The sequence below is a fragment of the Mesorhizobium sp. WSM4821 genome (assembly GCF_055901555.1).
In genome coordinates this window covers 4,668,845-4,695,501 of the sequence record NZ_CM148371.1, presented here as the reverse complement: position 1 = coordinate 4,695,501, position 26,657 = coordinate 4,668,845, and the positions used below count along the sequence as shown (strand labels likewise).

Below are 26,657 nucleotides of genomic sequence, written 5' to 3'. Positions count from 1 at the left end.
GTGACTCGTTCGATTTGGAAAGGCCCCTTCATCGACGGCTACCTTCTCAAGAAGGTGGACAAGGTTCGTGAAGGTGGTCGCAATGAGGTGATCAAGATGTGGAGCCGTCGCTCCACCATCCTGCCGCAGTTCGTCGGCTTCACCTTCGGTGTCTACAACGGCCAGAAGCATGTTCCCGTATCGGTGAACGAGGACATGGTCGGTCACAAGTTCGGTGAATTCGCTCCGACCCGGACCTATTACGGTCACGGCGCGGATAAGAAGGCGAAGAGGAAATAATCATGGGCAAGGCCAAAGCTCCGCGCAGGCTTGCTGACAACGAAGCGCGCGCCGTGTTGCGCACGATCCGTATCAGCCCGCAGAAGCTGAACCTGGTTGCTGCGCTGATCCGCGGCAAGAAGGTCGCGACAGCGCTTTCCGATCTCGAATTCTCGGCCAAGCGGATTTCCGGCACGGTCAAGAAGACGCTGGAATCGGCGATTGCCAACGCGGAAAACAACCACGACCTCGACGTCGATGCGCTGATCGTGGCGGAAGCCTATGTCGGCAAGTCGATCGTCATGAAGCGGTTTCATGCCCGTGGCCGTGGTCGCGCCAGCCGTATCGAGAAACCGTTCTCGCACCTCACGATCGTCGTTCGTGAAGTCGAAGAAAAAGGGGAGGCCGCATAATGGGCCAGAAAATCAATCCGATCGGTCTGCGTCTCGGTATCAACCGCACCTGGGATTCGCGCTGGTTCGCGAACACCGGCGAGTACGGCAAGCTGCTGCACGAGGACATCAAGATCCGCAAGTATCTTGAGAAGGAACTCAAGCAGGCTGCGATTTCGAAGGTCGTGATCGAGCGTCCGCACAAGAAGTGCCGCGTCACCATCCATGCGGCGCGCCCGGGCCTGATCATCGGCAAGAAGGGCGCCGACATCGAGAAGCTTCGCAGGAAGCTGATGGAGATGACGAAGTCCGAGACGCATTTGAACATCGTCGAGGTGCGCAAGCCCGAGATCGACGCGACACTGGTCGCACAGTCGATCGCCCAGCAGCTCGAGCGCCGCATCGCGTTTCGCCGCGCCATGAAGCGCGCCGTGCAGTCGGCCATGCGCCTCGGCGCCGAAGGCATCCGCATCAACTGCGCCGGCCGTCTCGGCGGTGCTGAGATCGCGCGCATGGAATGGTACCGCGAAGGTCGCGTGCCGCTGCATACGCTGCGCGCCGACGTCGACTACGGCACGGCCGAAGCGCACACCGCCTACGGCATCTGCGGCGTCAAGGTCTGGGTGTTCAAGGGCGAAATCCTCGAGCACGACCCGATGGCTTCGGAGCGCCGCGCTTCCGAGGGCGATCATGCGCATGGCGGTGGTGGTGAGCGCGAACGCGGTCGCCGTCGCGAAAACGCCTGAGACAGTTGAGAATTTGGAGTTAGAACGATGCTGCAGCCAAAGCGCACAAAGTTCCGCAAGCAGTTCAAGGGTCGTATCCATGGTGCCGCCAAGGGCGGCACCAATCTGGATTTCGGCGGTTTCGGGCTGAAGGCGCTTGAGCCGAACCGCGTCACCGCGCGCGAGATCGAGGCGGCCCGCCGCGCGATCACCCGCGAAATGAAGCGCGCCGGCCGCGTTTGGATCCGTATTTTCCCGGATGTGCCGGTCACGTCGAAGCCGACCGAAGTCCGCATGGGCAAGGGCAAGGGCGCGGTCGATTACTGGGCGGCGCGGGTGAAGCCGGGCCGTATCATGTTCGAGATCGACGGCGTCAATGAGGAAACCGCCCGTGAGGCGCTGCGTCTCGGTGCGGCCAAGCTCTCGGTCAGGACGCGCTTCGTACAGCGCATCGCAGAATAAGGACGGGCTGATCATGAAAGCCGAAGACATCCGAACCAAGACCCAGGACCAGCTGACCGACGACCTGGCCAGCCTGAAGAAGGAGCAGTTCAACCTGCGCTTCCAGAAGGCCACCGGCCAGCTCGAGAAGACCGCGCGCGTGAGGCAGGTCCGCAAGGACATTGCGCGTATCAAGACCATCGCTGCGGAAAAGTCCGCGGCCAAGAAGGCTTAAGGACGAAAACCATGCCAAAGCGCATTCTGCAGGGCACCGTCGTCAGCGACAAGAACGAGAAGACGGTTGTCGTCAAGGTCGAACGGCGCTTCACGCATCCCGTGATGAAGAAGACCGTGCGCATGACCAAGAAGTACAAGGCGCACGACGAGAACAACGCCCACAAGGTCGGCGATCAGGTGTTCATCCAGGAATCGAAGCCGATTTCCAAGGACAAGCGCTGGACCGTTGTGTCTTCGGACCAGGCCTGATCTGGGCAATCGAAACGAATTTTGGACAGACCGGGGGAGGGTGATCAACCCATCCCGTTAGAAGAGAAGAAGGCGGCCAGTCATGATTCAGATGCAAACAAACCTCGACGTCGCGGATAATTCCGGCGCCCGTCGTGTCATGTGCATCAAGGTGCTGGGCGGCTCGAAGCGGAAATACGCTTCCGTGGGCGACATCATCGTGGTGTCGATCAAGGAAGCCATCCCGCGCGGCCGCGTCAAGAAGGGCGATGTGATGAAGGCGGTCGTGGTTCGCACGGCCAAGGACATCCGCCGCCCGGACGGCAGCGTGATCCGTTTCGACAAGAACGCGGCCGTTCTCGTCGACAACAAGAAAGAGCCGATCGGCACGCGTATCTTCGGACCGGTTCCGCGCGAACTCCGCGCCAAGAACCACATGAAGATCATCTCGCTCGCGCCTGAAGTGCTGTAAGGAGCCGGACCAATGCAAAAGATTAGAAAAGGCGACAAGGTCGTCGTGCTGGCCGGCAAGGACAAGGGCCGTTCGGGCGAAGTCCTCTCGGTACAGCCGAAGGAAGACACCGCGCTGGTGCGCGGCGTCAACATGATCCGCCGTCACCAGAAGCAGTCCCAGTCCCAAGAGGGCGGGATCATCACCAAGGAAGCGCCGATCCAGCTGTCGAACATCGCGCTGGCCGACCCCAAGGATGGCAAGCCGACCCGCGTCGGTTTCATTTTCCAGAAGGACGGCAAGAAGGTGCGCGTCGCCAAGCGCTCGGGAGAAGTCATCAATGGCTAAGGCTCAAACCAAGCAGGCCACTGCCCAGAACACGCCGCGCCTCAAGCAGGTCTACAACGAGACCATCCGCAAGGCGCTGCAGGAGCAGTTCGGCTACGAGAACGAGATGCAGGTTCCGCGCATCGACAAGATCGTGCTGAACATGGGTGTCGGCGAGGCGACCGGCGATTCGAAGAAGCCTTCGATCGCCGCTGAAGATCTTGCACTGATCGCCGGCCAGAAGGCCGTCGTCACCCGCGCCCGCAACTCGATCGCCGGCTTCAAGGTCCGCGAAAAGATGCCGATCGGCGCCAAGGTCACGCTGCGCAAGGAACGCATGTACGAGTTCCTCGACCGTCTCGTGAACATCGCGCTGCCGCGCGTCCGCGACTTCCGCGGGCTCAATCCGAAGAGCTTCGATGGCCGTGGCAACTATGCCATGGGCATCAAGGAACACATCGTGTTTCCGGAGATCAACTACGACAAGGTTGATCAGATCTGGGGCATGGACGTCATCGTTTGTACGACTGCGAAGACGGACGACGAAGCCAGGGCATTGCTCAAGGCCTTCAACTTCCCCTTCCGCCAGTAACGGCAGCGAGAAAAGGAAAATCTGAAATGGCAAAGACCAGCTCAGTCGAGAAGAACAACAGGCGCCGCAAGCTTGCGGACCAATACGCTGCCAAGCGTAAGGCCCTCAAGGCGATCATCATGGATCAGTCCAAGCCGATGGAAGAGCGTTTCCGCGCCCAGTTGAAGCTTGCGGCGCTGCCGCGCAACTCGGCCAAGATCCGCATCCGCAACCGCTGCGAAGTCACGGGACGTCCGCGTGCCTACTATCGCAAGCTCAAAGTATCGCGCATCGCGCTTCGTGATCTCGGCAACAACGGCCAGATCCCGGGCCTGGTCAAGTCGAGCTGGTAAGGAGGACATAACATGTCATTGAGCGATCCTCTCGGCGATATGCTGACGCGCATCCGCAACGCCTATGGCCGCAAGAAGTCGAGCGTTTCCACGCCGGCCTCGCGCCTGCGTGCTCGCGTCCTCGACGTGCTGAAGGCGGAAGGCTATATCCGCGACTACAGCCAGACCGACTTCGACAACGGCAAGTCCGAAATCGAAATCGAGCTGAAATATTTCGACGGTGCGCCGGTCGTGCGCGAAATTGCCCGTGTCTCGAAGCCGGGCCGCCGCGTGTATGTTTCGGCCAAGTCGATCCCGCACGTCGCCAACGGCCTCGGCATCGCCATTCTTTCGACGCCGAAGGGCGTGATGGCCGACCACGAAGCACGTGAACAGAATGTCGGCGGGGAAATCCTCTGCCAGATATTCTAAGGGTGAATGGTCAATGGTGAATAGTGAATGGTGAGACTGCACGAGACTTGATTGCGCTATTCACCATTTCACCATTCACAGCAGTTAAGGAAAGAGGAGACAACAATGTCTCGTATTGGAAAGAAACCCGTTTCGCTGCCGCAGGGCGTGACCGCGAACGTCGACGGCCAGACCGTGACGGCGAAGGGCCCCAAGGGTGAGCTGAAGTTCGTGGTGAACGACGAAGTGCTGGTCAAGATGGAAGGCAGCGAGATTGCTGTCCAGCCGCGCGACCAGAGCAAGACCGCCCGCTCCAAATGGGGCATGTCGCGCACGCAGATCGTCAACATCCTGCAAGGCGTCAAGGACGGTTTCGAAAAGAAGCTCGAGATCACCGGCGTCGGCTATCGCGCCGCCATGCAGGGCAAGAACCTGCAGCTGGCGCTCGGCTTCAGCCATGATGTCGTCTACGAAACGCCGCAGGACATCACGATCACCGTGCCGAAGCCGACGGAAATCACCGTGACCGGCATCGACAAGCAGAAGGTCGGCCAGGTTGCCGCCGAGATCCGCGAATATCGCAGTCCCGAGCCGTACAAGGGCAAAGGCGTCCGCTACGCCGGCGAGAAGATCGTCCGCAAGGAAGGCAAGAAGAAGTAATTTCAACGCCGCGGGGAGCGGTCGCGGGAGGCTTGTCCTACCGCACAGGGTTGCCCCCGTTTTTTGAAGGCAAGGAACTGATATCATGGGCTCGAAAGAATCCACACAACGCCGCGCTCAGCGCGTCCGCCGCCAGATCAAGAAGGTCGCGGGCGAGCGTCCACGCCTGTCGGTCCACCGCACGTCGAAGAACATCTACGTCCAGCTCATCGACGACGCCAAGGGCCACACCATCGCTGCCGCCTCGACGCTGGAGAAGGACCTCAAGGGTTCGCTCAAGACCGGTGCCGACACTGCCGCCGCCGTGGCAATCGGCAAGCTGATTGCCGAGCGCGCCTCGAAGGCCGGCGTCAAGGAAGTCGTATTCGACCGCGGACCGTACATCTATCACGGCCGCGTCAAGGCGCTGGCCGAGGCTGCCCGTGAAGGCGGTCTGAGCTTCTAATTCCGCCCCGGCAACCCGCAGAGGTGCCGGATATCATCATCAACCGTGCTTCCGGAAAAAAACAAGGAACAGGATATGGCACAGGAACGTAGGGATGGCGGCCGCGGCCGTGATCGCGAAGAGCGCGACGACGGCATTGTCGACAAGCTCGTCCACATCAACCGCGTCGCCAAGGTCGTCAAGGGCGGCCGGCGCTTCGGCTTTGCAGCACTCGTCGTTGTCGGCGACCAGAAGGGCCGCGTCGGCTTTGGTCACGGCAAGGCGCGCGAAGTGCCTGAGGCTATCCGCAAGGCGACCGAATCGGCCAAGCGCGACATGATCTTCGTGCCGCTGCGTTCGGGCCGAACGCTGCACCACGACGTCGAGGGACGCTGGGGCGCCGGACGCGTTCTGCTGCGCGCCGCCAAGCAGGGTACGGGCATCATCGCCGGCGGCCCGATGCGCGCCGTCTTCGAGACGCTCGGCATGCATGACGTGGTCGCCAAGTCGATGGGTTCGTCGAACCCGTACAACATGGTTCGCGCCACCTTCGACGCGTTGAAGAGCCAGATGCATCCCAAGGATGTGGCTGCCGCGCGCGGCATCAAGTACTCGACCCTTCAGGCCCGCCGCGGCACCGCCGTCGCGGCCGAAGAATAGTCGATCTGACCAGGGATTTTGACCATGGCCAAGAAAGCAACCAAGACCATCACCGTCAAGCAGATCGGTTCGCCGATCCGCCGGCCGAAGGAGCAGCGCGCGACGCTGGTCGGCCTCGGCCTCAACAAGATGCACAAGCAGCGCACGCTGGAGGATACGCCCTCCGTGCGCGGCATGATCGCTGCCGTCCAGCATCTCGTCCGCGTCGTGGACGAGGGCTGAACCAGAGCGCAGGAGAACCCAGATGAAACTCAACGATCTGCGTGACAAGGACGGCGCGACGCATTCCAAGAAGCGTCTCGGCCGCGGCATCGGTTCCGGCTCGGGCAAGACCGCCGGTCGCGGCGTCAAGGGCCAGAAGGCGCGCTCCGGCGTCGCCGTCAACGGCTTCGAGGGCGGCCAGATGCCGCTCTACCGGCGCCTGCCGAAGCGTGGCTTCAACAACATCTTCGCCAAGAGCTTTACCGTTGTGTCGCTGGCCCGCATCCAGGCCGCGCTCGACGCCAAGAAGCTCGACGCCAAGACGACAGTGACGGCCGAAGCGCTGGTTGCGGCCGGCGTCATCCGCCGCGTCAAGGACGGCGTGCGCATCCTCTCCGACGGCGACATCAAGTCGAAGCTCGCCTTCGACGTGGCCGGCGCCTCCAAGGCTGCCATCGAGAAGATCGAAAAGGCCGGCGGTTCGGTGAAGCTGCCGGAAAAGGCAGCCGCCGAGTAACGTCGATTTGAAGCGCGGTCGGCAAAAGTGGGAACCGTTTCGCTTTCGATCGCGCTTTGATCCGACCAATATGGCGGCCGCGTCAACGCGGCCGCTTGCATGTTTGCAGTCCGGAGCTTATCTCGTGAGCTTCGGTGACACGCGCCGCCTGAGCTGCGGGCCATCGAGCGTGACCAAGCGGAGAATCAGGCATGGCTTCGGCTGCTGAACAACTAGCTTCGAATCTGAATTTCTCGGCCTTCGCCAAGGCGGAGGATCTGAAGAAGCGCATCTGGTTCACCATCGGCGCGCTGCTCGTCTATCGCCTCGGCACCTATATCCCGCTGCCCGGCATCAATCCCGACGCTTTCGCCCAGGCCTTCTCGTCGCAGAGCAAGGGCGTGCTTGGCATGTTCAACATGTTCGCCGGCGGCGCCGTGGAGCGCATGGCGATCTTTGCCCTCGGCATCATGCCCTATATCTCCGCCTCCATTATCATGCAGCTGATGACGTCGGTCATCCCGTCCCTGGAAGCGCTGAAGAAGGAAGGCGAGCAGGGCCGCAAGGTCATCAACCAGTACACGCGCTACGGCACCGTGCTTTTGGCGCTGGTCCAGGCTTACGGCATCTCGGTCGGACTGGAAGGCGGCAACGGCATCGTCAGCGATCCCGGCATGTTCTTCCGCATCTCGACCGTCATCACGCTGGTCGGCGGCACCATGTTCCTGATGTGGCTCGGCGAGCAGATCACCGCTCGCGGCATCGGCAACGGCATTTCGCTGATCATCTTTTCCGGCATCGTCGCCGGCCTGCCGCAAGCCATCTCCGGTACGCTGGAACTTGGCCGCACCGGCGCGCTGTCGACCGGCTTGATCCTGGCGATCATCGTTCTCGCCGTTGTCGTCATCGCGCTGATCGTGTTCTTCGAGCGCGCCCAGCGTCGCTTGCTGATCCAGTATCCGAAGCGCCAGGTCGGCAACCGCATGTTCCAGGGCGACACGTCGCATCTGCCGCTCAAGCTCAACACGGCTGGCGTCATTCCGCCGATCTTCGCCTCTTCGCTGCTGTTGCTGCCAGCGACGGTCGCCGGCTTCTCGCAGACGACCAACATGCCTGCCTGGGCCAGCACCGTCCTGGCGGCACTCGGCCACGGCCAGCCTCTGTACATGGCGTTCTACGCGGCGATGATCGTGTTTTTCGCGTTCTTCTACACGGCGATCGTCTTCAACCCGAAGGACACCGCCGACCAGCTCAAGAAGCATTCCGGTTTCATTCCGGGCTACCGTCCGGGCGAGCGCACCGCCGATTACATCGACTATGTCCTCACCCGCATCACCGTCGTCGGCGCCATCTATCTGGTGCTGGTGTGTCTGCTGCCCGAATTCCTGATTTCAGCGACTGGCGTACCGTTCTACCTCGGTGGCACATCGCTTCTGATCGTGGTCAGTGTAACGCTCGATACGGTGGCGCAGATTCAGGGTCACCTGATCGCGCACCAGTATGAGGGCCTGATCAAGAAGTCGAAGTTGCGCGGGGGGAAGAAGGCCAGATGAGGTTGATATTGCTTGGGCCGCCAGGGGCGGGCAAGGGGACGCAAGCACAAAGACTGGTAGAAAAACACGGCATACCCCAACTCTCCACGGGCGATATGCTGCGGGCCGCCGTCCAGGCCGGCACCGAAGTCGGCATGCGCGCCAAGGCGGTGATGGACGCCGGTGAACTGGTCTCCGACGAAATCGTCAACGCCATCGTGGCCGAGCGTATCGATCAGCCCGATTGCGCAAAGGGTTTCATCCTTGACGGATACCCGCGAACCCTGGTGCAAGCGGATGCGGTTGAATCGATGCTCGCGGATCGCGGCCTCAACCTCGACGCCGTCATCGAACTTGTCGTCGACGACAAGGCTCTGGTTGGTCGAATCGTCAAGCGCGCCGAAGAGACCAAGGCCGCGGGTCTGCCGGTGCGCAAGGACGACAACCCGGCGGTGTTCGAAGAGCGCCTGAGGGAGTACTACAAAAAGACGTCGCCGCTGATCGGCTACTATTATGCCAAGGGCAAGCTGAGGGGTGTCGACGGCATGGCCGACATCGATGCGGTGACGCAACAGATCGAAATGGTGCTCACGGCCGCGACCCAAGGGGCGGCCCAAGGGTCTGCGTACGGAAAATAGACGATTGCGCTTGACTGGAGCGGTTCGCTGAGGTATGGCGGCCCGTCTTCCTATCAGGCATGAGGTTTGCTTGCCCGCAAGGGCAAGGCAGCCGCTTTGAACGGAAACTCCCGCAAGGGCCGGCCTCCACCGGACGCGGGGCAACTTTGATAGCGCCGGACCTACCTTGTTTCCAAGGGTTGGCCGGCCCACATGGAGAAGAGAAGAACATGGCTCGTATAGCCGGCGTCAACATTCCGACCAACAAGCGCGTCGTCATTGCGCTTCAGTACATTCACGGCATAGGCAAGAGCTTCGCCCAGGAGATCGTCGACAAGGTCGGCATCCCGGCCGAGCGCCGCGTCAACCAGTTGACCGACGCGGAAGTGCTGCAGATCCGCGAGACGATCGACCGCGACTATCAGGTCGAGGGCGACCTGCGCCGCGAAGTCTCGATGAACATCAAGCGGCTCATGGACCTCGGCTGCTATCGCGGCCTGCGTCATCGCCGCTCGCTGCCGGTTCGCGGCCAGCGCACGCATACCAATGCGCGCACCCGCAAGGGGCCGGCCAAGTCGATCGCCGGCAAGAAGAAGTAAGTGAGCAAATAGCGAGTAGCCAATGGCGAGTAGGTGTCCCTATTCGCTATTTCCTGCTCACTACTCGCTCTCAAGGTGGAGCCGCTGGCATTACGGCGGTGTAGAGATCAACTGAAAGGACCATCATGGCCAAGGAAGCCACACGTGTTCGCCGTCGCGAACGCAAGAATATCTCGTCGGGCGTTGCCCACGTCAATTCGACCTTCAACAACACGATGATCACCATCACCGACGCGCAGGGCAATTCGATAGCCTGGTCGTCGGCGGGAGCCCAGGGCTTCAAGGGGTCTCGCAAGTCGACCCCGTTCGCCGCCCAGATGGCTGCCGAGGACGTTGCCAAGAAGGCCCAGGAACATGGCATGCGCATGCTCGAGGTCGAGGTCTGCGGACCCGGCTCCGGTCGTGAATCGGCGCTGCGCGCGCTGCAGGCAGCCGGCTTCACCATCACCTCGATCCGTGATGTGACACCGATCCCGCACAATGGCTGCCGCCCGCGCAAGAAGCGCCGGGTCTAAAAAATTACCGAACGCCGCGCGAACGCCAGTAGCGTTCCTCCGCGGCATTCCAGGTCGCCCGCCACGATTGGATGGTGGCGGGTCAACGGAAGGAAAGCATCATGATCCAGAAAAATTGGCAGGAACTGATCAAGCCGAACAAGATCGAGTTCTCGTCGAAGAAGAAGACGCTGACCACGCTGGTCGCCGAGCCGCTCGAGCGCGGCTTTGGCCTCACCCTCGGCAACGCCTTGCGTCGCGTGCTTCTGTCTTCGCTGCGTGGCGCGGCTGTGACCGCCGTCCAGATCGACGGCGTTCTGCATGAATTCTCGTCCATCGCCGGTGTGCGCGAGGACGTGACCGACATCGTCTTGAACATCAAGGAAATCGCCATCCGCATGGAAGGCGACGGCCCCAAGCGTATGGTCGTGCGCAAGCAGGGCCCGGGCGCCGTTCTCGCCGGCGACATTCAGACGGTCGGCGACGTCGAGATCCTCAACCCGGACCACGTCATCTGCACGCTGGACGAAGGCGCTGAGATCCGCATGGAGTTCACCGTCGATACCGGCAAGGGCTACGTGCCGGCCGAGCGCAATCGCGCCGAGGACGCGCCGATCGGCCTTATCCCGGTCGACAGCCTCTACTCACCGGTCAAGAAGGTCTCCTACAAGGTCGAGAACACCCGAGAGGGCCAGGTCCTCGACTATGACAAGCTGACCATGACGATCGACACCGACGGTTCGATCTCCGGCGAGGACGCGGTGGCTTTCGCCGCTCGCATCCTGCAGGACCAGCTTGGCCTGTTCGTCAACTTCGACGAGCCGCAGAAGGAAGTCGCCGCCGAACAGGTGACCGAGCTCGCCTTCAACCCGGCGCTGCTCAAGAAGGTCGACGAGCTCGAGCTTTCGGTGCGTTCGGCCAACTGCCTGAAGAACGACAACATCGTCTATATCGGCGATCTGATCCAGAAGACCGAAGCCGAGATGCTGCGCACCCCGAACTTCGGCCGCAAGTCGCTGAACGAGATCAAGGAAGTCCTGGCGGCGATGGGCCTGCACCTCGGTATGGAAGTGCCGGATTGGCCGCCGGAAAACATCGAAGACCTCGCCAAGCGTTACGAAGATCAATACTAAGCTTGATCCCGAACCGAGGGTCAGCGCAGCAAAAAGTTGCAGACTTTTCGGATAAGATCATGCGGCTAACCAACTGAGGCTTGAGCCTCTTGAACCCGGAATGAAGGAGAAGAGCCATGCGCCACGGATTTAAAGGCCGCCGGTTCGCCCGCAGCATAAGCCATCGCAAGTCGATGTTTGCCAACCTTGCCGTGTCGCTCATCGAGCACGAGCAGATCGTCACCACCTTGCCGAAGGCGAAGGATCTGCGTCCGATCGTCGAGAAGCTGGTGACGCTCGGCAAGCGCGGCGATCTGCATGCCCGCCGCCAGGTGATTGCCCAGATCGGCAATGAAGGCGTCGTCAAGCGCCTGTTCGACACGATCGCGCCGCGTTACGCCACCCGCAATGGCGGCTATCTACGCATCATGAAGGCGGGCTTCCGCCACGGTGACAATGCCGCCATGGCGGTCATTGAATTCGTCGATCGCGACACCTCGGCCAAGGGCGCCGGCGACCGTGCCCGCATCGAGGCCGAAGGCGTCGACGAGGAAGCCGCGGCCGCATAAGGCTCGGCTGTTCCTGAAAAAGTTCAAAGGGGCCCGCGGGCCCCTTTTTGCATTCCGGCAGCGCCAGGGAGCATTTGCGGTGATTTCCAGGCTCGGCTCATGCCCTTCCTGGAAAATAATTCGATTTCATCGCCTTAGCCTTTCATTTTGCACAATCGTCGGGACAATGGCGCCCGACCTGGAGGATTCGGAATGCGCGTCAAACGGCTGTCCCTTGTTCTACTCTGCGCCTTGACGGCACTGGCAGTCGTGCCGGCGGCCAGGCAGGCGCTGGCTCAGGACACCAAGGCCGATCCCGGTCTGTCCGATGTGCTGACCGACATGCTGCGCGGCGCCGAAGGCGAAAATGCCACCTCCGGTCCAGACAAGCGCGTGCCGTTCGGCCGCGAGGAGGTGCAACTGTCCTTCGCGCCGCTGGTCAAGGAGACGGCGCCGGCCGTGGTCAATGTTTATGCCTCGCAGACGGCCACGGTGAGGTCGCCGTTCGACGGCGATCCGTTCTTCGAAGAGTTCTTCGGCCGTTCGCAGCCGCGCGCGCAGTCCTCGCTCGGCTCCGGTGTGCTGGTCGATCCGACAGGCATCGTGGTCACCAATTTTCACGTGGTCAAGGACGCCGACCAGGTCAAGGTCGCGACTGCGGACGGGCGTGAATTCGACTCAAAGGTGCTGCTCAAGGACGAGACGCTTGACCTCGCTGTGCTCAAGATCTCCGCCGACAAGCCTTTTCCGGTCGTCGCCATCGGCGATTCCGACGCGCTCGAGGTCGGCGACCTGGTACTGGCCATCGGCAACCCGTTCGGTGTCGGCCAGACCACCACCAGCGGTATCGTTTCGGCGGTTGCCCGCAGCCACATCGGCGTTTCCGACTCTAGTTTCTTCATCCAGACCGACGCCGCGATCAATCCCGGTAATTCCGGCGGCGCGTTGATCAACATGGGGGGCCAACTGGTCGGCATCAACACGGCGATCTACAGCCGCAGCGGCGGTTCGATCGGCATCGGATTTGCCATTCCCTCCAACATGGTTCGCGCATTTGCCGATGCGGCCAAGGCCGGGCGCGATTTCTTCGAGCGGCCCTATATCGGCGCCGCATTCGAACGCGTGACGCCGCAGATCGCCGAATCGCTCGGCATGGAGACCTCGACCGGCGCGCTGGTCTCGTCCGTCGAGGAAGCAGGGCCGGCGGCCAAGGCGGGACTCAAGGCCGGCGACGTCGTGCTGTCGCTCAACGGCACGCCGGTCGAAAGTATCGAGGCGCTGGATTACCGGATGGCGACGCTGTCGATCGGCACCAATGCCAGCTTCGCAGTCCTGAGCAAGGGCGAGCAATCGACGTTCGACATCGCGCTGGAGCGCGCGCCGGAAGGGACAAAACTCGCCGAAGTGACACTGCGCGGTCGCAGCCCGTTTTCCGGTGCCAAGGTTGCGGACCTGTCGCCTCGGCTCGCCCAGCGGCTCGGCATCCGCACGGACATCAAAGGTGTTACCGTGGTCGACATCAATCGCGGTTCGCCCGCGGCCGGTTTCGGCTTCCAGCCGGGCGACATCGTGCGCGAGGTCAATGGTTTGACCATCGACACGGCCGCGACCCTGGAAGAGGCCGCCAGCCAGGAAACGCGCTGGTGGCGCTTTACCGTCGAGCGTGGCGGGCAGATACTGCGCCAGGTGTTGCGGTATTGAGCCCGAACCTCGATCTTCGGACGAGATCGCGCTCCAACGAAAAAGAAGCGCATGGCCGATCTGTTCAGTGTCGATGAACCGGAAAAGGCGCCGCCCGGCAGGCCGCTGGCCGATCGACTACGCCCGAAGAATCTTGGCGAGGTCGTTGGCCAGGAGCATCTGACCGGACCCGACGGCGCACTAACGCGGCTGATCGGCTCCGGCTCGCTCGGCTCGATGATCTTCTGGGGGCCGCCCGGAACGGGCAAGACCACTGTCGCGCGGCTGCTTGCCGGCGAAACCAGCCTCGCCTTCGAACAGATATCGGCGGTGTTTTCCGGCGTCGCCGACCTGAAGAAAGTGTTCGAGGCGGCGAAGCTGCGCCGCTCCAATGGTCGTCAGACGCTGCTCTTCGTTGACGAGATCCATCGTTTCAACCGCGCCCAGCAGGACAGTTTTCTGCCTGTGATGGAAGACGGCACCGTCGTGCTGGTTGGCGCGACCACCGAGAACCCATCCTTCGAGCTGAATGCCGCGCTTCTATCCCGCGCCCGCGTGCTTGTCTTCCATTCGCTCGGTGAAGACAGCATCGCGCAATTGCTGGCGCGGGCGGAAGAGACCGAGGGCAGGGCGCTGCCGCTCGACGACGAGGCGAGGGCGATGCTCGTCCGCATGAGCGACGGCGATGGCCGCGCGGCGCTGACGCTGGCCGAAGAGATCTGGCGCGCCGCCAAGTCAGGCGAGGTGTTCGGCGCCGAGGGCCTGCAGCGCATCGTCCAACGTCGCGCGCCGATCTACGACAAGGGCCAGGACGGCCACTACAATCTGATCTCGGCGCTACACAAATCGGTGCGCGGTTCCGACCCCGACGCGGCCCTCTATTATCTCGCCCGCATGTTCGACGCCGGCGAGGATCCGCTCTATCTCGGCCGCCGGCTGGTGCGCATGGCGATGGAGGACATCGGGCTTGCCGATCCGCAGGCGCTGGTCATCGCCAATGCCGCCAAGGATGCCTACGATTATCTGGGTTCGCCGGAGGGCGAGCTCGCCTTCGCCGAGGCCACCGTCTATCTCGCCAGCGCGCCCAAATCCAATGCCGTCTACACCGCCTTCAAGGCTGCCACGCAGGCAGCGAAGGAGTTCGGCTCGCTGCTGCCGCCCAAACACATCCTCAATGCGCCGACCAAGCTGATGAAGGAAGAAGATTACGGCGCGGGCTACCGTTATGACCACGACGAGCCGGACGCTTTTTCCGGCCAGGATTATTTCCCGGAAAAGATGGGCCGCCACACGTTCTACGATCCGCCCGAGCGCGGCTTCGAACGCGATATCAGGAAACGGCTCGACTATTGGGCGAAGCTGCGCGGCGAGCGGGGAAAGTAGGCTTTGCCGAGCTCTTGAGTTTCGGCACGATAGGTCCTCGGGGCGCTCTTCAACCATCGTCCTATAGCAGCATCGGCCAGCAATCCCTTAGAACGCAATGCGGGCAATGCTGCCGGGAGGTTGAAGCGGCAGGGTCGTGCTTCGGGAGGATGAGTGAGCGGACAGCCCGCCCATCATGCGGATGTTGTACAGGCGGCCATCGCCACCAGCGATGCCGCACGCTCGGCGCTGGTCGCTTCCTGGAGGCGCTCGCTTACCTTGCATGGGCTCGATCCAGCCGAGCGAAAAGCGCCGAGACGCCTGACTGAGAGTGAGCTCAGGCAGGCGCGGCAACGAATGGAGCCATTGCTTCGTGCGGCGGATGCGAGCCTCGATCGCCTCTATTTGGCAGTCGGCGGCATCGGTTGCTGCGTGATGCTTGCCGATCGGGACGGCATTCCGGTCGAACGCCGGGGTGCTTCCGCGGATGACGACACGTTCGACGAATGGGGCCTATGGACAGGCACGGTGTGGAGTGAGGACAGCGAAGGCACCAACGGGATCGGTACTTGTCTTGCCGATCAGCGTCCCCTTACCATTCACCGCGACCAGCACTTCTTTTCGCGCAACACGCTGCTCAGTTGCACCACCGCGCCGGTCTACGATCACGAAGGCAAACTGGCGGCTGCGCTCGACGTGTCGTCATGCAGGTCGGATCTGACCGAAGACTTCGTCAACCTGATCTCGATGGCAGTGGGCGATGCGGCCCGGCGCATCGAGGCGGATAATTTTCGTCGGGCCTTTTCGAATGCCCGCGTTCTGCTGGCGCCGGTCGCCGAGTGTGGTGCCAGCGCGCTGATAGCTGTCGATGCCGATGATCTCGTGCTCGGTGCGACGCGTTCGGCGCGACTGGCTCTCGGCATCACTCAACAGACCCTGGCGAAAGGCCTGCCGGCCGCCGACATCCTCGGCGACTCCAAGGCCGCCGAAGAACTGGGCGAGGCAGAGCGAGGCGTGATCCAACGGGCGATTACGCGCTCGGGTGGCAACGTCTCGGCGGCCGCACACAATCTCGGCATTTCGCGCGCCACGCTCCATCGCAAGCTTGCCCGGTTCGGCATTCGGCGACCGCACTGAGTTTTCAGGCGCGAACCTGTCGCAAAACTGCGACAGTCAGCGCCCGCGACTGGTTGGCCAGGGCTGACAAACCCCGGGTCATCGGCAACTCTTCCTCGTGATGCGACACACCCCGTGGCGCCGTTTCCTGGGAGGAAGACAATGAACAAGGTGGAATTTTCCCGCACGGCAAAGGTTCCCTTCGCCAAGCGTTACGACAACTACATCGGCGGCAATTGGGTCGCCCCGAAATCCGGAAGATATTTCGACAACATCTCGCCGGTGAATGGTCGTCCGCTGTGCGAGATTGCTCGCTCCGACGCTGCCGACATCGAGGCTGCGCTCGACGCCGCACACAAGGCAAAAGATGCCTGGGGCAAGACGGATGTCGCCGCCCGCGCCCTGATCCTCAATCGCATCGCCGACCGCATGGAGGAGAACCTCGATCTCCTCGCGCTGGCCGAAACCTGGGACAACGGCAAGCCGATTCGTGAAACGACGGCGGCCGACCTGCCGCTCGCTATCGACCATTTCCGCTATTTCGCCGGTGCATTGCGCGGCCAGGAAGGCAGCCTCTCGCAGATCGATGATGATACCGTCGCCTATCATTTCCACGAGCCGCTCGGCGTGGTCGGCCAGATCATACCCTGGAACTTCCCGTTGCTGATGGCCTGCTGGAAGCTGGCGCCGGCACTCGCCGCCGGCAACTGCGTGGTGTTGAAACCTGCCGAGCAAACGCCTGCCGCGATTATGTTGTGGGTCGACCTGATCGGCGATCTTCTGCCGGAAGGCGTGCTCAACATCGTCAACGGCTTTGGCCTCGAGGCCGGCAAGCCGCTCGCGTCGTCGAACCGCATCGCCAAGATCGCCTTTACCGGCGAGACCTCGACCGGCCGGATGATCATGCAGTATGCCAGCCAGAACCTGATTCCGGTCACACTGGAACTCGGCGGCAAATCGCCCAACATCTTCTTCAAGGACGTGACAGCCGAGGACGACGACTTCTTCGACAAGGCGATAGAAGGCTTTGTCATGTTCGCGCTCAACCAAGGCGAGGTCTGCACCTGCCCGAGCCGTGCGCTGGTGCATGAGAAGATTTACGACCAGTTCATGGAGCGCGCGCTGAAGCGCGTCGAGGCGATTGTCCAGGGCGACCCGCTCGATCCCGCGACCATGATCGGAGCGCAGGCGTCGTCTGAACAGCTGGCCAAGATCCTGTCCTATTTCGACATCGGCCGACAGGAAGGTGCCGAAGTCCTGGCCGGCGGTTCGCAGAACCATCTGCCCGGCGACCTGGCAGGCGGCTACTATGTCCAGCCGACTGTGTTCAAGGGCCACAACAAGATGCGCATCTTCCAGGAAGAGATCTTCGGGCCGGTGGTTTCGGTCACCACCTTCAAGGATGATGATGAGGCGCTCTCGATTGCCAATGACACGCTCTACGGTCTTGGTGCCGGCATCTGGAGCCGCGACGCCAACCGCTGCTACCGTTTCGGCCGCGCCATCCAGGCAGGTCGCGTGTGGACCAACTGCTACCATGCCTATCCGGCACATGCGGCGTTTGGCGGGTACAAGCAGTCCGGCATAGGCCGCGAGACCCACAAGATGATGCTCGATCACTATCAGCAGACCAAGAACATGCTGGTCAGCTACAGCCCGAAGAAGCTCGGCTTCTTCTGATCGACCCCACGCTGGAGTGCGTTAGCTCCTTCAGATAGATCATGCGATCCTTGAAAGGGCGCGGCTGCAATGGCCGCGCCCCGATCATTTTAGGATGTCAGCACGCTGACGAAGTTTCGTCGGGGAGGTCTCCGCCACGTCGCGAATTTCCTCGGCGGCTTCGTGATTTCCTCGGCCTTGTGCTCGATTTCGCGACGCTATGGAAGCGTGGCGCGACTCAGCCGACGTTCGGATAGGCCATGGCCAGCCTCATTGGCGCGATCATCGCCCTGTTTCTGGGTCTTTGGCTCGCAAGAAGCCTGCCTTAATGCTATTGCCCCGCTGACAGCGCCGCGCACCACTTGGGAGGCGCAAAGGGCGATGTAGAAATTTGATTTTGCGCATGACCCTTTCCGAGGTCGATTTCGTTTCAGGTCATGCGCTGGAAACGGGTAAAACGAGACAATGGCAGGCGTTGAACAGATCACGGTGGAGGCCGGCGAGGCGGGCATGCGGCTCGACCGCTGGTTCAAGACCCATTTTCCGGGTCTTGGCTTCGGCCATCTGCAGAAGCTGCTGCGCTCCGGTCAGATCCGTGTCGACGGTGGCAGGGTGAAGGCCGATACCCGAGTCGAGCCGGGTCAGATGGTCCGCATCCCGCCGCTCGAAGTGGACAAGAAGGGCGAGAGCCCGCTCACCGGTCACTCGATCCGCAACCAGGGCGACGCCGACGTTCTGGCCAAGATGCTGATCCATGAAGATCCGAAAGTGTTTGTCTTCAACAAGCCGGCCGGCCTTGCCGTCCAGGGCGGCTCGGGCGTTACCCGCAACGTCGACGACATGCTGGAAGCCTGGCGCAGCCAGAAAGGCGAGAAACCGCGTTTGGTGCATCGGCTCGACCGCGACACATCGGGCGTGCTGGTCGTCGCCCGTACCAGGCTCGCCGCCATGAAGCTGGCCGAGGCGTTCCGGGCGCGTGAGACCAAGAAGACCTACTGGGCGCTGGTCAAGGGCGTGCCGCCCAAGCGCGAGGACAAGATCTCGACCTGGCTGATCAAGGAGCCAACGCCGGACGGCGACCGCGTGCGCGTCGCCAAGCACGGCGAAAAGGGTGCCGACCACGCGGTGTCTTACTACCGGGTCGTCGAGCAGGCGGCGCAAACCCTGTCCTGGCTGGAGATGGAGCCCTATACCGGCCGCACCCACCAGCTTCGCGTCCATGCCGCGCACATTGGTTGCCCGATCATCGGCGATCCCAAATATTTCGAGGCCGACACCAATTGGGATTTTCCCGGCGGCATGCAGAACCGCTTGCATCTACACGCGCGCCGCATCGTCATCCCACATCCCGACAAGGGTTTTATCGACGTCACTGCGCCGATGCCGCCGCATATGCGCCAAAGCTGGAACCTGCTCGGCTTCGACGAGCAGAGCGCGGAGGATTAGGGCCTGTGGGTATCGCCACCGATACGCTCGACCGTCGCGACGCGGTCGACATGGCGGCGGCCGCCATCATGGTCGGGTTGACCTTTTCCTGGGGGCTCAACTACGTAGCCGCCAAGATCTCCTATGCCGGCTACGATCCCGTTTTCCTGTCGATCGCGCGGTCGATCATTGGCGGCCTGTGCGTCCTCGTCTGGTGCCGCTGGCGCGGTATTGTGCTGTTCAACGCCGACGGGACGCTTGCCGCCGGCATTCTGGCAGGCGCGCTCTTTGGTCTCGAGTTCCTGTTTCTTTATGTCGGGCTCGAACAGACGACCGTCGCGCGCAACACCTTGCTGGTCAACACCATGCCGTTCTGGGTGCTGGTCGGCGGGCATTTCCTGCTGGGCGAACGCATCACCGCGCGCCGGCTCATCGGCCTTCTGCTCGCATTCGCCGGATTGGTCGCGGTGTTCTCCGACCAGTTGGGCGCCGATAATGGTGCGACACTGACCGGTGATCTGCTCAGTCTTGGCGCCGGCATTCTCTGGGCCTTGACCTACATCGTCATCAAGCGGACGAAACTGGCGGACACGAGCGCCGAGAAATTGCTGCTCTACCAACTGGCCGGCGCCGCCGTGGTAGGCGCCTTGGTGCTGCCTTTCGCCGGGCCGCCCGTTCGCGACTTCGCCGCTTTGCCGACTTTGGCTCTGATTTTCCAGGCTGTCTACATCGTCGCCTTCACCTATGTGCTGTGGTTCTGGCTGCTTCGGCGCTATCCGGCATCGGGCCTGTCGAGCTTCACCTTCCTGTCGCCGGTGTTCGGCGTGCTGTGCGGCGCTATGTTCCTGAGCGAGGCGCTGACCATCCGTATTTTCCTGGCACTCGGCCTCATCGCAGCCGGCTTGATCATCGTGAATCGGCCGGCTCGAAAACAGATCCCCGGATGAAAGGCTCCGGCATGCGCGATATCCTCAACGACCTCGAAGCGGGAAAGCAGCTTTCCGATCCGGATCCGGTACGCCGTGCCCAGATCCAGATGAAGACGCACCTGCCGAAACGTTTCTACAAGGCCGTCTCGGTCGCACCGACCGACGACGGTTTTGCCGTTCATCTCGATGGCAAGCCGGTTCGCACGCCGGGCAAGGCGCCGCTGGTCCTGCCCACAGAAAAAGCTGCCGCTCTGGTCGCCGACGAGTTCGCTGCGCAAGGTGAGACGATCGACCCGGTGACGATGCCGGTCATGCGTCTGGTCAACACCGCCATCGATGGTGTCGCCAGCGACCCGCAAGCGGTGCTGGAGGACATCCTGCGCTTCGCCTCGTCCGATCTGCTCTGCTATCGCACCGACACCCCACAAGGGCTGGTCGACCGGCAGAATGAATATTGGGATCCGATCCTCGACTGGGCACGGAGCGTGCTCGGCGCCCGGTTCCGTCTCGCTGAAGGGATCATCCATGTCGAGCAGCCGCGCGAGACCATCGCGGTGCTCGGCGTTCATCTTGCTCAGCGTGCCGACCCGCTGCGGCTGGCGGCCATCCATGTCATGACGTCGCTGACGGGATCGGCGCTGCTGGCGCTGGCCGTCGATTTTGGTGAACTTGACGGCGACGCAGCCTGGACCGCCGGCCATGTCGACGAGGATTGGCAAGCCGAGCACTGGGGCCATGACGCGGAGGCAGTGGCACGCCGCTCGGCCCGCAGGCGCGACATGATGGCCGCAGTCGGTCTTCTCGAGGCGCTCAAATCCTGACCGCAATCGCCGCCCTCATTGATTTCCGCTTTGCGCATTAGAGCGACGCGCGTTCAGTTGAACTCATAAAGTACGCTTTAATACTCTGAATGCATGCATCGTACTCTGCGAAGATTGATTCCGATCTTCGGCCGATGCATTGGACCAAAGTCATAATCCCAAAGGCGGCCTGCCGCTGGGCGACGCTTTCTGTCATTTCTTCGCCGATAGCTGCCCGAGTTCGTGTCCATAGGGACGAACACCGCGCAGCGCCAACCACAGCGAGAGATCACGGGAGGACGCATTCATGGCAATGGCATTGACCGTCGGCGAAACAAGCCGCGGCATGACGCGGGAGGAGAAGAAGGTAATCTTCGCTTCCTCGCTTGGCACCGTTTTCGAATGGTACGATTTCTACCTCTACGGTTCATTGGCTGCCTTCATCGGCGCCACCTTCTTCAGCCAATATCCGGAAGCGACGCGCAACATTTTCGCGCTGCTGGCTTTCGCCGCGGGTTTCCTGGTTCGTCCGTTCGGCGCGCTGGTGTTTGGCCGTATCGGCGATCTCGTCGGCCGCAAATATACCTTCCTCGTCACCATCCTGATCATGGGCAGTTCGACATTCCTGGTCGGCTTGCTCCCAGGTTCCGCGACCTGGGGTATTGCCGCTCCCATCATCCTGATCGCGTTGCGCATGTTGCAGGGCCTGGCCCTCGGTGGCGAATATGGCGGGGCGGCAACCTATGTTGCCGAACACGCACCCGACGATCGCCGTGGCTTCTACACCTCGTGGATCCAGACAACGGCAACGCTCGGCCTGTTCCTGTCGCTGATCATAATCCTCGGCGTCCAGGCGATGTTGAGCAAGGAAGACTTCGCCGCCTGGGGCTGGCGCATTCCGTTCCTCGTCTCGGTCATTTTGCTCGGTGTATCGGTCTGGATTCGTCTGTCGTTGAACGAATCGCCGACCTTCCAGCGCATGAAGGAGGAGGGCAAGGGATCGAAAGCGCCGCTTTCGGAAGCTTTCGGACAGTGGAAGAACGCCAAGATCGCCATTCTGGCCCTTCTCGGCCTGACCGCTGGCCAGGCCGTGGTCTGGTATTCCGGCCAGTTCTACGCGCTGTTCTTCCTGCAGAACGTGCTCAAGGTCGACCTCCAAACGGTCAACATCCTTATCGCGATTGCACTGGCGCTGGGCTCTATCTTCTTCGTCGTGTTCGGCTGGCTGTCCGACAAGATCGGCCGCAAGCCGATCATCATGGCGGGACTGGCTCTGGCGATCGTCACTTACTTCCCGCTGTTCAAGGCACTGACCTGGGCCGCCAATCCGACGCTGGCAGCAGCGCAACAGAACACCCGTGCCACGGTTACCGTGGCGCCCGGCGACTGCAAGTTCCAGTTCAACCCGGTAGGCACGGCGAAGTTCACCAAGTCGTGCGACATCGCCACGTCTTTCCTGGCCAAGAGCTCGGTGCCTTATGACATCGTCACAAGCGCGGCGCCCGGGACCCCGGCAACGGTCAGGATCGGCAATGAGACGGTCGAATCCTACGACGCCACCGCTGCCGGCGATCAGGCCAAGGCCAAGGACGCTGCCTTCACCAAGGCGGTCAGCATGGCACTCAAGGATGGCGGCTATCCGCTGAAGCGCGCCGCTTCCAAGGTGACCGACCAGAAGCTTGATGCCTTTGTCGCGGCCAATCCCGAACTGAAGCTCGATGCAGCGGCCATCCGTGCCGGCGAAAAGACGACGGTTCCCGTCGATCAGGCGGTCAAGGACAAGGTCGTGACGGCCGACGAAGCCGCCGGCGCGACGGAGGTGACTGTCTACAGCGTTCCGGCATCCGGCCCGTTCTCGATGTTTGCCGACCCTGCTCAGGTGAACTGGACAAAGATCGTCGGCATCCTGTTCATCCTGGTCCTTTATGTGACCATGGTCTATGGGCCGATAGCGGCGATCCTGGTCGAGATGTTCCCGACCCGCATCCGCTACACCGGCATGTCGCTGCCCTATCACATCGGCAATGGCTGGTTCGGCGGCCTGCTCCCAGCGACTGTCTTTGCCTTGAGCGCGGCGAGGGGCGATATCTACTATGGTCTCTGGTACCCGATCGTCATCGCGGCGATGTCGCTGATCATCGGCGTCATCTTCGTTAGGGATACGCTGGGAACGGACCTGCACGCCAAGGATTAGCCTGAAGATACCTGAACATCAGAAACCCGGCGCGAGCGATCGCGCCGGGTTTTCATTTTTTCATTCAATGTTCTCAACGACGTGGCGGAGAAAGGAAGAGGCTCAGCTCTTGCGGGCCTGTTCCGCCTCCTCAATGGCTGCGTCATGATACCAGCCGCTGCCGAAATCCGTGGTGATATTGCGCAAAGAGGCAAGCTCTGCCGCGAACTTAGCCTTTTCGCTCAAATTTGAGGCAGAAGCACGCGCTGCCATCGGGAACATCAGGATCGTGGCTGAGGGACGGGTCGGAGTGATTTCCATTGCCGTTCTCCTTTCTTCTGCCGAACAATATCGATTCAACCTTTTCCCAAAATAGGCGCTGCAACTCATTTAAGCAACATGCCTATGGGAAGATCAGTATTTGCCTAATAATTATGCAGTACCTGCTTTTGATTGATCTTGTCGCATTGCTTAGACGGCTTGGCGGGTTCGCCGGGTTGTCGGGTCATTTTTGCCGCATCCCTCAAGTCAAGAATGGCACACGATTTGCATTTTAGTGAACTGGCAGGTCGGCTGCTGGATGGTTCGGCGCGCGCCGACATCATCCAGAAGTTCGGTTTATCAAGCAACGAGAGGTCAGAATGACAAAGTACAAGCTCGAGTACATTTGGCTCGATGGATACACCCCGGTTCCCAACCTTCGGGGCAAGACCCAGATCAAGGAATTCGCCGAGTTCCCGACGCTTGAGCAGCTTCCGCTGTGGGGCTTCGATGGTTCTTCGACGATGCAGGCCGAGGGCCACAGCTCCGACTGCGTGCTGAAGCCGGTCGCCGTATATCCGGATCCGGCGCGCAGCAACGGCGTGCTCGTCATGTGCGAGGTGATGATGCCGGACGGCGTGACGCCGCATGCGTCCAACAAGCGCGCCACCATCCTTGATGACGAAGGCGCCTGGTTCGGCTTCGAGCAGGAATATTTCTTCTACAAGGACGGGCGCCCGCTCGGCTTCCCCGAGAGCGGCTATCCCGCGCCGCAGGGTCTGTACTACACCGGTGTCGGCTACTCCAACGTCGGCTCTGTTGCGCGTCAGATCGTCGAGGAGCATCTCGACCAGTGTCTCGCGGCCGGCATCAACCACGAGGGCATCAACGCCGAAGTGGCCAAGGGCCAGTGGGAATTCCAGATTTTCGGCAAGGGCTCCAAGAAGGCCGCCGACCAGATGTGGATGGCCCGCTACCTGATGCAGCGCCTCACCGAGAAATACGGCATCGACATCGAATACCACTGCAAGCCGCTCGGCGACACCGACTGGAATGGTTCCGGCATGCACGCCAACTTCTCGACCGCCTATATGCGCGAGGTCGGCGGCAAGGACTATTTCGAGGCGCTGATGGCTGCCTTCGACAAGAACCTGATGGACCACATCGCCGTCTACGGGCCGGACAACGACAAGCGTTTGACCGGCAAGCATGAGACCGCGCCCTGGAACAGGTTCAGCTACGGCATCGCCGATCGCGGCGCCTCGATCCGCGTGCCGCATTCCTTCGTCAACAATGGCTACAAGGGCTATCTCGAGGATCGCCGCCCGAACTCGCAGGGCGACCCCTACCAGATCGCCTCGCAGATCCTGAAGACGATCGCCAGCGTGGACACGGCGGCGAAGAAGGCCGCTGCCTGAGCATTCCCCACAGCGCAGGCGCACCGCGCGTCTGCGCCGTGACGCCGCTCTGTCATGTCGGCGGTGCTGGTGGCCTGGCTCTGGCGACAGATGACATTAAAAAACCCCGGCTGGTCTCGGCCGGGGTTTTTCTGATCCCTTTGGTCAATCAGACCGAATAATACATGTCGTATTCGACCGGATGCGGGGTCATTTCGAAGCGCATCACCTCGGCCATCTTGAGCTCGATATAGCTGTCTATCTGGTCGTCGTCGAACACGCCGCCGGCCTTCAGGAAGCCACGGTCCTTGTCGAGGCTCTGCAGCGCCTCGCGCAGCGAACCGCACACGGTCGGGATCTTCTTCAACTCCTTCGGCGGCAGGTCGTAGAGGTCCTTGTCCATCGGCTGTCCCGGATGGATCTTGTTCTTGATGCCGTCGAGGCCGGCCATCAGCATGGCGGCGAAGGCGAGGTAGGGGTTCGCGCCCGGATCGGGGAAGCGGACCTCGACGCGCTTGGACTTCGGCGACGAGCCGAACGGAATGCGGCAGGAGGCCGAGCGGTTGCGCGCCGAATAGGCGAGCAGCACCGGCGCCTCATACCCCGGCACCAGACGCTTGTAGGAGTTGGTCAGCGGGTTGGTGAAGGCGTTGATGGCCTTGGCGTGCTTGATGATGCCGCCGATGTAAAACAGGCAGCTCTCCGACAGACCGGCATATTCATTGCCGGCGAAGGTCGGCTTGCCGCCCTTCCAGATCGACTGGTGGACATGCATGCCGGAGCCGTTGTCGCCGAAGACCGGCTTCGGCATGAAGGTGGCCGTCTTGCCGTAGGCATTGGCGACCTGGTGCACGACGTACTTGTAGATCAGCATCTTGTCGGCGTTGCGGACCAGCGTGTCGAACTTGATGCCGAGTTCGTGCTGGGCAGCGGCCACTTCGTGGTGATGCTTTTCGACGCGCACGCCCATTTCGGCGAGCACGGTCAGCATTTCCGAGCGCATGTCCTGTGCCGAGTCGATTGGCGGCACCGGGAAATAGCCGCCCTTGATGCGCGGGCGGTGGCCGAGATTGCCGGTCTCGTAGTCGGTGTCGTCGTTGGACGGCAATTCGGTGGAGTCGAGCTTGAAGCCGGTGTTGTATGGGTCGGCCTTGTACTTCACGTCGTCGAACACGAAGAATTCGGCTTCCGGGCCGACGAAGATCTGATCGCCGATGCCCTCCGCCTTCATGTAGGCTTCGGCCTTCTTGGCGGTGCCGCGCGGGTCGCGGTTGTAGGATTCTCCGGAAATCGGATCGAGAATGTCGCACAGGATGACCATGGTCGACTGCGCGAAGAACGGGTCCATATGCACCGTCTCGGTATCGGGCATCAGCACCATGTCGGACTCGTTGATCGCCTTCCAGCCGGCGATGGAGGATCCGTCGAACATGACGCCGTCGGCAAACATGTCTTCCTCGACCTCGACGACGTCCATCGTCACGTGCTGCAGCTTGCCCTTCGGGTCTGTGAAGCGCAGGTCGACGAATTTCACGTCGTTGTCCTTGATCTGCTTCATGATGTCTTTGGCTGTCGTCATGTCAAGTATCCCTGTGTGATGACGTTTCGAGGAGATGATCTGAAATCAGAAACCTCAGACCGCGTCCATCCCTGTTTCGCCGGTGCGGATGCGCACGACTTCCTCGATGTTGGAAACGAAGATCTTGCCGTCGCCGATGCGGCCGGTCTGGGCCGCCTTGCGAATGGCCTCTATCGCGCCTTCGACCGCGTCGTCGCCGAGCACGACCTCGATTTTCACCTTGGGCAAAAAATCGACGACATATTCGGCGCCGCGATAGAGTTCGGTATGGCCCTTCTGGCGGCCAAAACCCTTGGCTTCCGTAACGGTGATGCCTTGCAGCCCGGCCTCCTGAAGCGCTTCCTTGACTTCGTCTAGCTTGAACGGCTTGATGATCGCTTCGATCTTTTTCATGTAAAAAGTGGCCTCCACTGCCAAAAAAGACGGGTTGTGAGCCCCGCTTGCGCCTCCTTCAAGCACGAACTGTGCCAATTTGAGGGGATTCGAAGCGGTATCACGCGATTTCGATGCCATGCCGCGTTGGGACGTACATTCGCGTCATTCGCTGCGTTGGATGCGTC

General features: G+C 61.6%; 34 protein-coding genes. 31 read left to right on the top strand and 3 right to left on the bottom strand.

Annotated features, from left to right (window positions below; all coding sequences use genetic code 11):
* The 30 genes from rpsS to AC0NID_RS22655 all read left to right on the top strand — a co-directional run bounded on the left by rpsS (position 1) and on the right by AC0NID_RS22655 (position 22,881).
* Positions 1–279, top strand: a complete 279-nt coding sequence (gene rpsS / locus AC0NID_RS22800; protein WP_006205463.1) for a 30S ribosomal protein S19 — start codon at positions 1–3, stop codon at positions 277–279.
* 2 nt (positions 280–281) lie between these two features.
* Positions 282–671 (top strand): 50S ribosomal protein L22, encoded by a 390-nt coding sequence (gene rplV, locus AC0NID_RS22795; protein WP_006205462.1) that lies wholly within the window; start codon positions 282–284, stop codon positions 669–671.
* Positions 671–1,396 (top strand): 30S ribosomal protein S3, encoded by a 726-nt coding sequence (rpsC, locus tag AC0NID_RS22790; RefSeq protein ID WP_126042435.1) that lies wholly within the window; start codon positions 671–673, stop codon positions 1,394–1,396. Before rplV ends, rpsC begins: the two co-directional genes overlap by 1 nt.
* A 27-nt stretch (positions 1,397–1,423) precedes the next feature.
* A complete protein-coding gene (gene rplP / locus AC0NID_RS22785; protein WP_023799290.1) occupies positions 1,424–1,837 on the top strand; it encodes a 50S ribosomal protein L16 in 414 nt (137 codons plus the stop codon).
* Between the two features lie 13 nt (positions 1,838–1,850).
* On the top strand, positions 1,851–2,051 hold the full coding sequence (rpmC, locus tag AC0NID_RS22780) for a 50S ribosomal protein L29 (protein WP_006205459.1): 201 nt from the start codon (positions 1,851–1,853) through the stop codon (positions 2,049–2,051).
* A gap of 11 nt (positions 2,052–2,062) precedes the next feature.
* Positions 2,063–2,302: a 30S ribosomal protein S17 gene (gene rpsQ, locus AC0NID_RS22775; RefSeq protein WP_023799288.1), complete on the top strand. Its 240-nt coding sequence runs from the start codon at positions 2,063–2,065 to the stop codon at positions 2,300–2,302.
* 82 nt (positions 2,303–2,384) lie between these two features.
* Positions 2,385–2,753, top strand: coding sequence for a 50S ribosomal protein L14 (gene rplN / locus AC0NID_RS22770; protein WP_006205457.1), 369 nt, complete (start codon positions 2,385–2,387; stop codon positions 2,751–2,753).
* A gap of 12 nt (positions 2,754–2,765) precedes the next feature.
* Positions 2,766–3,080, top strand: a complete 315-nt coding sequence (rplX, locus tag AC0NID_RS22765) for a 50S ribosomal protein L24 (protein WP_013531428.1) — start codon at positions 2,766–2,768, stop codon at positions 3,078–3,080.
* Complete coding sequence (rplE, locus tag AC0NID_RS22760; protein WP_145716565.1) at positions 3,073–3,651, top strand: 50S ribosomal protein L5; 579 nt, start codon at positions 3,073–3,075, stop codon at positions 3,649–3,651. Before rplX ends, rplE begins: the two co-directional genes overlap by 8 nt.
* A gap of 26 nt (positions 3,652–3,677) precedes the next feature.
* On the top strand, positions 3,678–3,983 hold the full coding sequence (gene rpsN, locus AC0NID_RS22755; protein ID WP_127851861.1) for a 30S ribosomal protein S14: 306 nt from the start codon (positions 3,678–3,680) through the stop codon (positions 3,981–3,983).
* A gap of 12 nt (positions 3,984–3,995) precedes the next feature.
* The gene (gene rpsH / locus AC0NID_RS22750) at positions 3,996–4,394 is read left to right on the top strand and encodes a 30S ribosomal protein S8 (protein WP_126042427.1); all 399 of its coding nucleotides are present in this window, start codon (positions 3,996–3,998) and stop codon (positions 4,392–4,394) included.
* A 105-nt stretch (positions 4,395–4,499) separates the two neighbouring features.
* On the top strand, positions 4,500–5,033 hold the full coding sequence (rplF, locus tag AC0NID_RS22745; RefSeq protein WP_473457175.1) for a 50S ribosomal protein L6: 534 nt from the start codon (positions 4,500–4,502) through the stop codon (positions 5,031–5,033).
* An 85-nt stretch (positions 5,034–5,118) separates the two neighbouring features.
* Positions 5,119–5,478: a 50S ribosomal protein L18 gene (gene rplR, locus AC0NID_RS22740; RefSeq protein WP_126042423.1), complete on the top strand. Its 360-nt coding sequence runs from the start codon at positions 5,119–5,121 to the stop codon at positions 5,476–5,478.
* Positions 5,479–5,553: 75 nt separating this feature from the next.
* A complete protein-coding gene (gene rpsE / locus AC0NID_RS22735) occupies positions 5,554–6,117 on the top strand; it encodes a 30S ribosomal protein S5 (RefSeq protein ID WP_126042420.1) in 564 nt (187 codons plus the stop codon).
* Positions 6,118–6,141: 24 nt separating this feature from the next.
* A complete protein-coding gene (gene rpmD / locus AC0NID_RS22730) occupies positions 6,142–6,339 on the top strand; it encodes a 50S ribosomal protein L30 (RefSeq protein ID WP_095807477.1) in 198 nt (65 codons plus the stop codon).
* 22 nt (positions 6,340–6,361) lie between these two features.
* Entirely contained in the window at positions 6,362–6,835 is a 474-nt protein-coding gene (rplO, locus tag AC0NID_RS22725) for a 50S ribosomal protein L15 (RefSeq protein WP_292168296.1), read from the top strand.
* Positions 6,836–7,026: 191 nt separating this feature from the next.
* Positions 7,027–8,367 (top strand): preprotein translocase subunit SecY, encoded by a 1,341-nt coding sequence (gene secY, locus AC0NID_RS22720; protein WP_145716561.1) that lies wholly within the window; start codon positions 7,027–7,029, stop codon positions 8,365–8,367.
* Entirely contained in the window at positions 8,364–8,984 is a 621-nt protein-coding gene (locus tag AC0NID_RS22715; RefSeq protein ID WP_473457176.1) for an adenylate kinase, read from the top strand. Before secY ends, AC0NID_RS22715 begins: the two co-directional genes overlap by 4 nt.
* A 209-nt stretch (positions 8,985–9,193) precedes the next feature.
* Positions 9,194–9,562 (top strand): 30S ribosomal protein S13, encoded by a 369-nt coding sequence (gene rpsM / locus AC0NID_RS22710; protein WP_023799280.1) that lies wholly within the window; start codon positions 9,194–9,196, stop codon positions 9,560–9,562.
* Between the two features lie 125 nt (positions 9,563–9,687).
* On the top strand, positions 9,688–10,077 hold the full coding sequence (gene rpsK, locus AC0NID_RS22705) for a 30S ribosomal protein S11 (RefSeq protein WP_023799279.1): 390 nt from the start codon (positions 9,688–9,690) through the stop codon (positions 10,075–10,077).
* A 101-nt stretch (positions 10,078–10,178) separates the two neighbouring features.
* Positions 10,179–11,189, top strand: coding sequence for a DNA-directed RNA polymerase subunit alpha (locus AC0NID_RS22700; protein WP_006333400.1), 1,011 nt, complete (start codon positions 10,179–10,181; stop codon positions 11,187–11,189).
* Positions 11,190–11,305: 116 nt separating this feature from the next.
* The gene (gene rplQ, locus AC0NID_RS22695) at positions 11,306–11,737 is read left to right on the top strand and encodes a 50S ribosomal protein L17 (RefSeq protein WP_473457179.1); all 432 of its coding nucleotides are present in this window, start codon (positions 11,306–11,308) and stop codon (positions 11,735–11,737) included.
* Between the two features lie 192 nt (positions 11,738–11,929).
* On the top strand, positions 11,930–13,417 hold the full coding sequence (locus tag AC0NID_RS22690; protein ID WP_473457180.1) for a DegQ family serine endoprotease: 1,488 nt from the start codon (positions 11,930–11,932) through the stop codon (positions 13,415–13,417).
* Between the two features lie 51 nt (positions 13,418–13,468).
* On the top strand, positions 13,469–14,779 hold the full coding sequence (locus AC0NID_RS22685; RefSeq protein ID WP_473457181.1) for a replication-associated recombination protein A: 1,311 nt from the start codon (positions 13,469–13,471) through the stop codon (positions 14,777–14,779).
* A gap of 153 nt (positions 14,780–14,932) precedes the next feature.
* The gene (locus AC0NID_RS22680) at positions 14,933–15,895 is read left to right on the top strand and encodes a GAF domain-containing protein (RefSeq protein ID WP_473457183.1); all 963 of its coding nucleotides are present in this window, start codon (positions 14,933–14,935) and stop codon (positions 15,893–15,895) included.
* Between the two features lie 141 nt (positions 15,896–16,036).
* On the top strand, positions 16,037–17,554 hold the full coding sequence (gene adh / locus AC0NID_RS22675; protein WP_473457185.1) for an aldehyde dehydrogenase: 1,518 nt from the start codon (positions 16,037–16,039) through the stop codon (positions 17,552–17,554).
* A gap of 444 nt (positions 17,555–17,998) precedes the next feature.
* Positions 17,999–18,979 carry an RluA family pseudouridine synthase gene (locus AC0NID_RS22670; protein ID WP_292166967.1) on the top strand — a complete coding sequence of 327 codons (981 nt, stop codon included), beginning with the start codon at positions 17,999–18,001 and terminating at the stop codon, positions 18,977–18,979.
* Between the two features lie 50 nt (positions 18,980–19,029).
* Positions 19,030–19,905: a DMT family transporter gene (locus AC0NID_RS22665; RefSeq protein ID WP_473457211.1), complete on the top strand. Its 876-nt coding sequence runs from the start codon at positions 19,030–19,032 to the stop codon at positions 19,903–19,905.
* An 11-nt stretch (positions 19,906–19,916) separates the two neighbouring features.
* Positions 19,917–20,708 carry an ATP12 family chaperone protein gene (locus AC0NID_RS22660; protein WP_473457187.1) on the top strand — a complete coding sequence of 264 codons (792 nt, stop codon included), beginning with the start codon at positions 19,917–19,919 and terminating at the stop codon, positions 20,706–20,708.
* 286 nt (positions 20,709–20,994) lie between these two features.
* Positions 20,995–22,881 (top strand): MFS transporter, encoded by a 1,887-nt coding sequence (locus tag AC0NID_RS22655; protein ID WP_473457188.1) that lies wholly within the window; start codon positions 20,995–20,997, stop codon positions 22,879–22,881.
* Positions 22,882–22,983: 102 nt separating this feature from the next.
* On the opposite strand, the gene AC0NID_RS22650 is transcribed toward AC0NID_RS22655, so the two are convergent.
* Positions 22,984–23,181, bottom strand: coding sequence for a DUF2735 domain-containing protein (locus AC0NID_RS22650; protein ID WP_473457190.1), 198 nt, complete (start codon positions 23,179–23,181; stop codon positions 22,984–22,986).
* 320 nt (positions 23,182–23,501) lie between these two features.
* Here AC0NID_RS22650 and AC0NID_RS22645 point away from each other — a divergent pair, with 320 nt between their 5' ends.
* Positions 23,502–24,539, top strand: a complete 1,038-nt coding sequence (locus AC0NID_RS22645) for a glutamine synthetase beta-grasp domain-containing protein (RefSeq protein WP_473457191.1) — start codon at positions 23,502–23,504, stop codon at positions 24,537–24,539.
* Between the two features lie 148 nt (positions 24,540–24,687).
* On the opposite strand, the gene glnA is transcribed toward AC0NID_RS22645, so the two are convergent.
* Both glnA and AC0NID_RS22635 read right to left on the bottom strand, forming a co-directional pair.
* Entirely contained in the window at positions 24,688–26,097 is a 1,410-nt protein-coding gene (gene glnA / locus AC0NID_RS22640; RefSeq protein WP_023799265.1) for a type I glutamate--ammonia ligase, read from the bottom strand.
* A gap of 54 nt (positions 26,098–26,151) precedes the next feature.
* Complete coding sequence (locus tag AC0NID_RS22635) at positions 26,152–26,490, bottom strand: P-II family nitrogen regulator (RefSeq protein ID WP_006205430.1); 339 nt, start codon at positions 26,488–26,490, stop codon at positions 26,152–26,154.
* Between the last annotated feature and the right edge of the window lie 167 nt (positions 26,491–26,657).